The 8,183-nt window shown below is 63.5% G+C and carries 10 protein-coding genes; 4 read left to right on the top strand and 6 right to left on the bottom strand.

Annotated features, from left to right (window positions below):
* A partial coding sequence (gene pdxY, locus AAFP05_RS10105) for a pyridoxal kinase (RefSeq protein ID WP_341729739.1) occupies window positions 1–576 on the bottom strand: 576 nt, incomplete at its 3' end.
* A gap of 115 nt (window positions 577–691) precedes the next feature.
* Between pdxY and AAFP05_RS10100 the strand changes: the two genes are divergently transcribed.
* The 3 genes from AAFP05_RS10100 (at window position 692) to AAFP05_RS10090 (ending at window position 2,410) form a co-directional block, all read left to right on the top strand.
* A complete protein-coding gene (locus AAFP05_RS10100) occupies window positions 692–1,153 on the top strand; it encodes a PGPGW domain-containing protein (protein ID WP_341729738.1) in 462 nt (153 codons plus the stop codon).
* Window positions 1,154–1,198: 45 nt separating this feature from the next.
* Window positions 1,199–1,987 (top strand): glycerophosphodiester phosphodiesterase, encoded by a 789-nt coding sequence (locus AAFP05_RS10095; protein WP_341729737.1) that lies wholly within the window; start codon window positions 1,199–1,201, stop codon window positions 1,985–1,987.
* A gap of 84 nt (window positions 1,988–2,071) precedes the next feature.
* A complete protein-coding gene (locus tag AAFP05_RS10090; RefSeq protein ID WP_341729736.1) occupies window positions 2,072–2,410 on the top strand; it encodes an RNA polymerase-binding protein RbpA in 339 nt (112 codons plus the stop codon).
* A gap of 73 nt (window positions 2,411–2,483) precedes the next feature.
* On the opposite strand, the gene AAFP05_RS10085 is transcribed toward AAFP05_RS10090, so the two are convergent.
* Together AAFP05_RS10085 and AAFP05_RS10080 are read right to left on the bottom strand one after the other, a co-directional pair.
* Entirely contained in the window at window positions 2,484–3,281 is a 798-nt protein-coding gene (locus tag AAFP05_RS10085; protein ID WP_341729735.1) for a polyprenol monophosphomannose synthase, read from the bottom strand.
* Between the two features lie 9 nt (window positions 3,282–3,290).
* The gene (locus AAFP05_RS10080) at window positions 3,291–3,770 is read right to left on the bottom strand and encodes an Lrp/AsnC family transcriptional regulator (RefSeq protein ID WP_341729734.1); all 480 of its coding nucleotides are present in this window, start codon (window positions 3,768–3,770) and stop codon (window positions 3,291–3,293) included.
* Window positions 3,771–3,795: 25 nt separating this feature from the next.
* Between AAFP05_RS10080 and AAFP05_RS10075 the strand changes: the two genes are divergently transcribed.
* A complete protein-coding gene (locus AAFP05_RS10075) occupies window positions 3,796–4,740 on the top strand; it encodes a 5'-3' exonuclease (RefSeq protein ID WP_341729733.1) in 945 nt (314 codons plus the stop codon).
* Window positions 4,741–4,799: 59 nt separating this feature from the next.
* Here AAFP05_RS10075 and metW read toward each other — a convergent pair whose 3' ends face one another.
* From metW to AAFP05_RS10060, 3 genes are read right to left on the bottom strand one after another with little or no spacing between them, the layout of a single operon-like run.
* Window positions 4,800–5,429 (bottom strand): methionine biosynthesis protein MetW, encoded by a 630-nt coding sequence (gene metW, locus AAFP05_RS10070; RefSeq protein WP_341729732.1) that lies wholly within the window; start codon window positions 5,427–5,429, stop codon window positions 4,800–4,802.
* On the bottom strand, window positions 5,426–6,583 hold the full coding sequence (locus tag AAFP05_RS10065; RefSeq protein ID WP_341729740.1) for a homoserine O-acetyltransferase: 1,158 nt from the start codon (window positions 6,581–6,583) through the stop codon (window positions 5,426–5,428). The genes metW and AAFP05_RS10065 overlap by 4 nt, the downstream gene beginning before the upstream one ends.
* Window positions 6,583–7,884 carry an O-acetylhomoserine aminocarboxypropyltransferase/cysteine synthase family protein gene (locus AAFP05_RS10060; protein ID WP_341729731.1) on the bottom strand — a complete coding sequence of 434 codons (1,302 nt, stop codon included), beginning with the start codon at window positions 7,882–7,884 and terminating at the stop codon, window positions 6,583–6,585. Before AAFP05_RS10060 ends, AAFP05_RS10065 begins: the two co-directional genes overlap by 1 nt.
* Window positions 7,885–8,183: the final 299 nt, after the last annotated feature.

The raw sequence follows: 8,183 nt of genomic DNA, 5'->3' as shown, positions 1-8,183 counted from the left end.
CCCCGAACTGTCCGCGTCCAGGCCGACCACAGACGTGACCAGTACCGTCTCGGGTCCGCGGGCCCGCAACGCTGCAGCTGCGTCCAGCACATCTGTGATGGTGCGGGTCGTCCGCTGCGTGAGGTACTCGAGTTCGAAGAGATTCGGGGTCATGATGGTGGCCTGCTCGACGACCTGATCGCGCATGAACTCCGGGATGCCAGGCGCGGCATAGAAGCCACGTCCGACATCGCCCATCACGGGGTCGCAGCAGTAGATCGCCCTCGGATTGCGCTCGCGAGTCAGCTTCACCGCGTCGAGAATGGTCTTGCCCATATCCGGCGCACCCTGATAACCGGAGAGCACTGCATCAATCGTGGCCAGAGCACCACGCTCATCGATGCCCGTGATGACCTCGGTGACCTGTTCGGTGGTCATCACGGGGCCGCGCCAGGCGCCATACCCGGTGTGATTCGAGAAGTTGACGGTATAGACCGGCCACGCATCGATGCCTGCTCGCCTTAGCGCGAAGGCAGCGACGGAATTGCCGGCGAAACCGTAGGAGACTGCTGACTGGATCGACAGGACTTCTGACACGCATGACAGTTTAGGACCCCTCGCAGAATTGGCACCCTTCGCAGACTGCCGTCACACCGGTGTCGAGGTCTGTCCGGTTTTGAACGCGCCGGATTCGCTATGGCAAAGTAGATGCATGGCGCAGCCGGTGGATTGTCTGCCCCGGCCCGTGCGAGCCGGCGGAGCTACCCGGGTGGACCACGAGCGTCCCGATCCGGTGAAATGGCGTGCCCGCCTCAAGGCGACGCCCACCGGGCGTTACTGGCTTCGTATCGCGGTGGCCCTACTCGGATTCGGACTCATCATCGCCGCGGGGCTCACCGGATGGTTGCCCGGTCCCGGCGGGATCCCACTCTTCCTGACCGGGCTGGCCGTCTTGTCCAGCGAGTTCTTGTGGGCGAAATCCGTTAACAGGTGGTTGATGCGCTATGTGCGGATCTACGTGTGCTGGAACACCAATACGAAGCGTCTCTTCTGGGCGAGCATCTTCGTGATGGTCGTGGCCATCTGGTGGATCTCGCTGGTTATCGCGGGCATTCCGGGATGGCTGCCGCAGTGGGCGTCCGCGCTCTTGGATCAGCTGCCCGGAGTCGACTGAGGCTCCTGAGACGAGCCGCTGGGCGGGCACGCCTACACTTGCCACGTGAATCGTCGGGCAGCCAACTACGAGTATTTCGATGAGCCGTTCGCGCTGATGGCGCATCGCGGTGGCTATCTCGACCAAACCGACGCCGGACGCGAGAACAGCCTCTACGCCTTCTCACAGGCGGTGACGGCCGGCTACCGATATCTGGAGACCGACGTGCATGCTACCTCGGACGGCCATCTGGTGGCGTTCCACGATGCGGTTCTCGATCGGGTCACGGATTCCGGCGGGGTGCTCGCCGAGCTGAGTTTCGACCGGGTGCGTGCGGCCAGAATCGGCGGGATCGATCAAATCCCCACTCTCGACGAGGTGCTCGAGTCCTTTCCCCAGACCCGGATCAACATCGACATCAAGGCACCCGCGGCGATCACCCCCCTGGTGCGGGTGCTGCATCGGCACCGGGCGGGCGGACGAGTCTGCGTCTCATCGTTCAGCCGGGCCAGACTGCACCGATTTCGCAAGCTGATGCCGCAGGTCGCCACCGGAATCACCGCGCCCGCTGTCGCGATGAGCGCATTCGTGCCATTGCTGCCGCGGCTGCTGCCCCTCGGCGGCCAGGTCTTTCAGATCCCCGTCAGCCAGCAGATCGCCGGACGTCGGGTGCCGGTGCTCACCCCACGGCTGATGGCAGCGGCCCATGCTCGCGGGCTGCGGGTGCATGTCTGGACCATCAACGACCCCGCCGAGATGGCCGAACTCATCGACCTGGGTGTCGACGGATTGATCAGCGATCGCATTGACGTGCTGCGGGATGTAGCCAAGCGGCACGGACTATGGGCAGACTGAACTGAACAGATTGACCACGCTGTGGAAGAACCATGGTGGTGGGGTTGTTACACCAGATGACGAAGCGAAGGGAGGCTGGTCTGGATGGCTGATCGCGCACTACGAGGAATGGGTTTGGGGGCCAAGAGCTTTGAGGACGAAGAGGGCATCGATTTCGCCGGCCGTCGGGTGCTCGGATTCGATTGCACCAATGGCCACCACTTCGAAGTGACCTTCTCTGTCGAAGCGGATCTACCGGCCGAATGGGAATGCCCGCGCTGTGGGGCGGTCGGTTCGCGCAGTGATGGAACCCCGCCGGAGGAGAAGAACGAGAAGCCTCCGCGAACGCATTGGGACATGCTCCTGGAACGCCGCTCGATTCCCGAACTCGAGGAGTTGCTCGCCGAGCGGCTGCAAGAAGTGCGCAAGACTCCGCATTACTGATCGATCACCACAGCAAAAGACCCGGACCGACCTCATTGTCGGTCCGGGTCTTTGCTTGTCCGGGTGATGGACCCTAGGCGCTGCGAGAGTTGAAGCTCTCGAAGTCGTCCACCAGCTTCTGGCCGGTCTGCTTCACCTGCTGACCGCGTCGCTGGCAGCCCCATTTTGCGGTGTTCACCAGCGCCTCGGTGATGATCGATCCGCTCATCTTCGAGACGCCGAGCTCACGATCGGGGAAATAGATCGGGACCTCCGCCACCGTGCCGCCGGCCTCGATCACTCTGCGCGTCATATCGACCTGGAATGAGTACCCCTTGGAGGTCACATCGTTCAGATCGATCTTGCGCAGGATGGATGCCCGGAACGCATTGAAGCCTCCGGTGGCATCGTGCACGGGCAGATCCATCGCAACCTGGATCCAGATATTGGCCAGCCGGCTCAGCATCTCGCGCGACTTCGTCTGGTTGGTCGAGCCACCGCGCATCCAGCGGGAGCCCTTGACCATATCGGCATCCTTGTCCCGCAACGCCTGCAGCATCGCTGGAAGCAGCTCCGGCTGGTGTGAGCCGTCCGCATCCATCTCGACCACAACATCGAAGCCGCGTTCGAGTCCCCATTGGAAACCCGCGAGATAGGCCGCGGCCAGACCTTCCTTGCCCGCTCTGTGCAGTACATGGACCTTGTCGTCCTGCGCCGCCATTCGGTCGGCGATGGCGCCGGTGCCATCGGGCGAGTTGTCGTCCGCGATCAGTGCGTACGCGTTGGGAACCGCTGCACGCAGCCGGCCAATGATGGATTCGATGTTTTCGGCCTCGTTGTAGGTGGGCGTGACCACCAGAACGTGGGCTAGGGATTCGGAGCGCTGGGCCATAACGGCAGTCTAGCCATCGGCGTTTGTGGCCTGTGGGACACCCGGGATTTCGTCCACCAATGGGCGATGACGGAAGGCCGTGCGCAGCACGATCGTGGTGACGGTGCGCACCGAGAGCTCACGCCGGATGAGGTTCAGCAGCCCGTCCAGCTCTTCAGCGGAGCCGACCTGAGCCAGGCACAGGTAGCTGGCATTGCCGGCCACCGAATAGCAGGAGGTGATCTGCGGCAGGCCGGCAAGGTAGTCGGGTGCGTCATCGGCCATCGAGGTCGACAACGGCTGGATCTCGATGAATGCGGTGAGCGGACGCCCTACTTTGCTGGCATCCACGTCGGCGCGATAGCCGGTGATGATGCCGCGCTGCTCCAGCCTGCGCACTCGCTGTTGCGTGGCAGACGTCGACAGTCCCACCTTGCGTCCCAGCTCGGTGAACGACATGCGCCCATCGCGCGACAGCAGGGCGAGTATCTGCTCGTCAGTTTGCTCCATGAGGCCATGGTGGCACCATGGGGAGATGCCTGACTCGTCCAGCCTCATCGTGGATACTGCCACGCTCTACTTCCGCGCGTACTACGGTGTTCCGGCGAGCCTTGTCGACGAGCAGGGACGTCCGGTCAATGCGCTGCACGGCATGCTCGACATGCTGGCGCGCCTGATCGATCAATACCGGCCGACATCGGTGGTCTGCTGCCGAGATGACGATTGGCGTCCGGCCTGGCGGGTCGAGCTTGTGCCGAGCTACAAGGCGCATCGGGTTTCGGTCGCCGAACCCGGCATTGCCCAGATTGAAGCCGAGGAGGTCGAGGATGACCTCGCTCGCCAGGTGCCGTGGATCTGGGAATGCCTGGACGCTGTGGGCATCTGCCAGGCCGGTGCGGCCGGATTCGAATCAGATGATCTGTGTGGCACGCTGGCCCGCCGCGCAGCGGCTGCCGGTGGACGCGCCATCGTGGTCAGCGGTGACCGCGATCTCTTCCAGCTGGTTGCCGACCGGATTCAGGTGGCGTATATCGCCCGCGGTGTCGCGAAGCACGAACTGGTGGACGACAGCTGGCTGCAGGCCAAGTACGGGCTGCGCGGCGATCAGTATGCAGATTTCGCCACCCTACGTGGGGATCCTTCCGATGGGTTGCCCGGAGTCGCGGGGATCGGCGAGAAGACCGCGGCCTTGTTACTGAACGGCTACGGCGGTCTCGACCAGATCATCGCTGCGGCCGCCGATCCGGGCTCGCCGCTGACGGCGAAGCTGCGACTGCGCATCCAGCAGGCCGGAGAGTATTTGCAGCGGGCCCGTCCGGTGGTCGCCACGGCCACCGTCGACCTGCCGCAGCTGGACGATCGGTTGGAGCCGGCGCGTGCCGACCTGGAGCGCTGTCGGTCGCTGGCGGCTCAGCACAACAGCCGCGGACCGATGGGCCGGTTGCTGAACGCGCTTGGCGTCCAGGAGAGCCTTCGGTAACCGGCGATTCTGGCGGGCCCGAAATCGTCTCCATCGGATCGGGTCGTGGAGGCTCTGGATCACAGCTCCGCAGAATCCCGATCGCCGCGAACCAGCACGTAGACCGCCGAACCGGCCAGCAGATTCGCGCCGAACTGGCCGAGGGCACGCGGGTTGCCGTGCTCCGACAACGGGATGCGTTTGTCCTGCCTGAGATCGGCATCGCGGAACAACGGCTCCAGGTCGACCAGCGTCGCGTGATGCAGGTTAGGGGTCGCATACCAGCTATACGGTAGGTCTTTCGATCGGGGCATGTGCCCGCTCAGCAGCCGAAGCCGATGCCGCCAGTAGCCGAAGTTCGGCATGGTGACGATCAACCGGGGCGCGATCCGTCGCATGGCGGCCAACGCGAGGTCGGGACGCAGCACCGCCTGCAAGGTGCGGCTCAGCACCACGACATCGTACGAGTCGGCAGTGAAGAGATCGAGCTGGCTGTCAATGTCGAGTTCGATCAGGGGCACGCCGCGTCTGATCGCGGCGATCACCTCGTCTGCGCCGCGTTCGACGCCGGTTCCTGTGCAGCTGCGGTGCCGGATCAGCCAGCTGAGCAGTTCGCCATCACCGCAACCGAGGTCGAGCACCCGGGAGCCCGCCGGGATGTTGCGGGCGATCACCCGGAGGTCTTCGCGCAATTCCATCGATTGACTCATGCTCGCCCCCACGCGGTGCCCCGGTAGTCGTTCTTGGCTTCGAGGAATGCTCGCACCGTGGCGAGATAGGGATCGATCTCCAGCAGGAAGGAGTCATGACCCCATGGGGACTGGATGTCGCGGAAGGTGACCGGCAGTTCCGCCGAGGCCAGCCGACGCACGATCCGGCGGCTCTGCTCGGTCGAGAAACGCCAGTCGCTGTCGAAACTCAACACCAAGAAACGCACTGGGTCGGCCCGAACCGCGTCCAGCGCCGACGAGTCTGCGAACGGATCGAAGTAGTCCATCACCCGGGTGAGATAGAGATAGCTCAGGGCGTCGAACCGGGTCAAGAACGCCTCGCCTTGATGTTCGAGGTAGCCCTCGACGGCGAAATCGACTCCGAATCCCGGTGCCGACTCCGCATATTGGGGTTGGCGTCCGAACTTCTCCTGGAAACCCTGTTCGGAGGTGTACGTGATGTGCGCCATCATGCGCGCGATCGTCAGCCCGACATCGGGGCTGACGCCCTGCTCGGTGAAGCGGCCGCCCTGAAAGTTCTCGTCGCGGACGATGGCCTCGCGTCCAACCGCGGAGAACGCGATATTCTGCGCGGTCAGCCGACTGGAGGCGGCGATGATCACCGCGTTATCCAGATCGGCCGGATACGAGATGGCCCACTGCAGCGCCTGCATGCCACCCATCGACCCGCCGACCACCGCATGCAGCTTACGAACGCCGAGATAGGCGACCAGCGCGCGGTGCACAGTGACGAAATCGCTCATGTTCAGCAGCGGGAAATCAAGTCCCCAGGGCTTGCCGGTTGCGGGATTGACCGAACTGGGTCCGGTGCTGCCCTGACAGCCGCCCAGCAGGTTGGGCACGATCACGAACCAGCGATTCGTGTCGATGGCCTTGCCCGGGCCGATCATGGTGTCCCACCAGCCCGGATGCTTGTCGCCCTGGTGCCAGCCAGCCGCGTGCGCATCACCGGTCAGGGCATGACAGACGAAGACCGCGTTGCTGGCGTCCGCGTCCAGGGTGCCGTAGGTCTCGTAGGCGATCACCACTTCGTTCAGCTGATCGCCGCACACCAGCCTGAGCGGATGTGCGGCGTCGAACAGCGTGACCTGCTTGGTCTGGGTGAATCCGAGTCCGTCGTCGCTGGTGGTCATCACTCAGCTGTTTGTGCCAACGCTTGATCGAGATCGGCGAGGATGTCGTCGATATTCTCGATGCCGATGGACAGTCGCACCATTTCCGGTGCGACGCCGGCAGCGGCGAGTTCTTCGTCGTTTAACTGGGAGTGCGTCGTGGATGCGTTGTGGATGACCAGCGACTTCGCATCCCCGATGTTTGCGAGATGGCTGAACAACTGCAGGGCCTCGACGAAGGTGCTGCCTGCCTGGCGTCCGGCTCGCAGGCCGAAGCTGACCAGGCCGCTATAGCCCTTGCCGGTCAACACCTGATCGGCGATCTCGTGGTAAGGATTGTCCTCGAGTCCCGGGTAGTTCACCCAGGCGACCAACGGGTGATCGCGCAGATGTTCTGCGACTTTCAGCGCGTTCTCGCTGTGCCGCTCCATCCGCACGTGCAGGCTCTCGATGCCTTGCAGAATGATCCAGGCGTTCATCGGAGACAGCGTGGCACCGGTATTGCGCATCAGCACGGTACGGGCCCTGGTGATATATGCGGCAGGGCCTGCAGCGTCGGTCCAGACCACATCGTGGTAGGACGCGTCCGGCTGGGCCAGCATCGGGAAACGAGCTGCGTTCGCGGCCCAATCGAACGTACCCGCGTCCACGATGGCACCGCCCATGGACGAGCCGTGGCCGCCCATGTACTTGGTGGTCGAGTGCACGACGACATCGGCGCCATGCTCGATCGGGCGGCACAGATAGGGCGTAGCCACGGTGTTGTCGATCATGAACGGCAGCCCGAGATCGTGGCTCGCCTTCGCCCAGGCATCGATGTCGATGACGTTGAGCTTGGGGTTGCAGATCGTTTCACCGAAGACCAACTTGGTGTGCTCGTCCACGAGCGCGGGCAGATCTTCGGGCCGGTCCGGGTCGACCAGGCGGCACTCGATGCCGAACTGTTGGAGGGTGTGGGTGAACAGGGCGAAGGTGCCACCGTAGAGGGTCGACAGGGCAACGATGTTGTCACCTGCTGCGGTGACGTTGAGCACGGCATAGGTGACCGCCGCCGCCCCGGTCGCGGTGGCGAGCGCTCCGACACCACCCTCCAGCGCAGCGATGCGGGTCTCGTAGACGCCGGTCGTGGGGTTCATCAAACGGGTGTAGATATTGCCCGGAACTGCCAGCGCGAACAGGTCTGCGGCGTGCTGCGAATCGTCGAAGGTGAATGCGGCGGTCTGATAGATCGGTACCGCACGCGAGTTGGTGGCAGGGTCAGATTCTTCCTGGCCTGCATGTACGGCCAAGGTCTCCAGCTGGTAGGACGGATGATCGGTCATCGATGCCCCTTTCGGATCGGCGCCACCAAGATTACCGTCGAGCACCGGCCCACTATGGCAGATTCCAAAGCCAGTTCAGTTGAAGATCCTTGATTTTGCTGACACGCCCACAGATTGGAATCTACCATCAACCTATCAGGCCTGATTCCACCACTCCCGCTCAAGCCCCAGAAATGAGGCAACCAGGAATGAACACCTCACAAACGAAGTCACGTACCTCGCGTTTGGCCATCCTGGCACTGTGCTGCGTGGCCGCATTCGGCACGACTGTCGCCAACTCAATCGTCCCTGCCAACGCA

Origin of the sequence: Brooklawnia sp., from assembly GCF_032229645.1 — a bacterium.
Classification (GTDB): domain Bacteria; phylum Actinomycetota; class Actinomycetes; order Propionibacteriales; family Propionibacteriaceae; genus Brooklawnia.
This window is presented reverse-complemented; position numbering and strand designations above follow the sequence as displayed.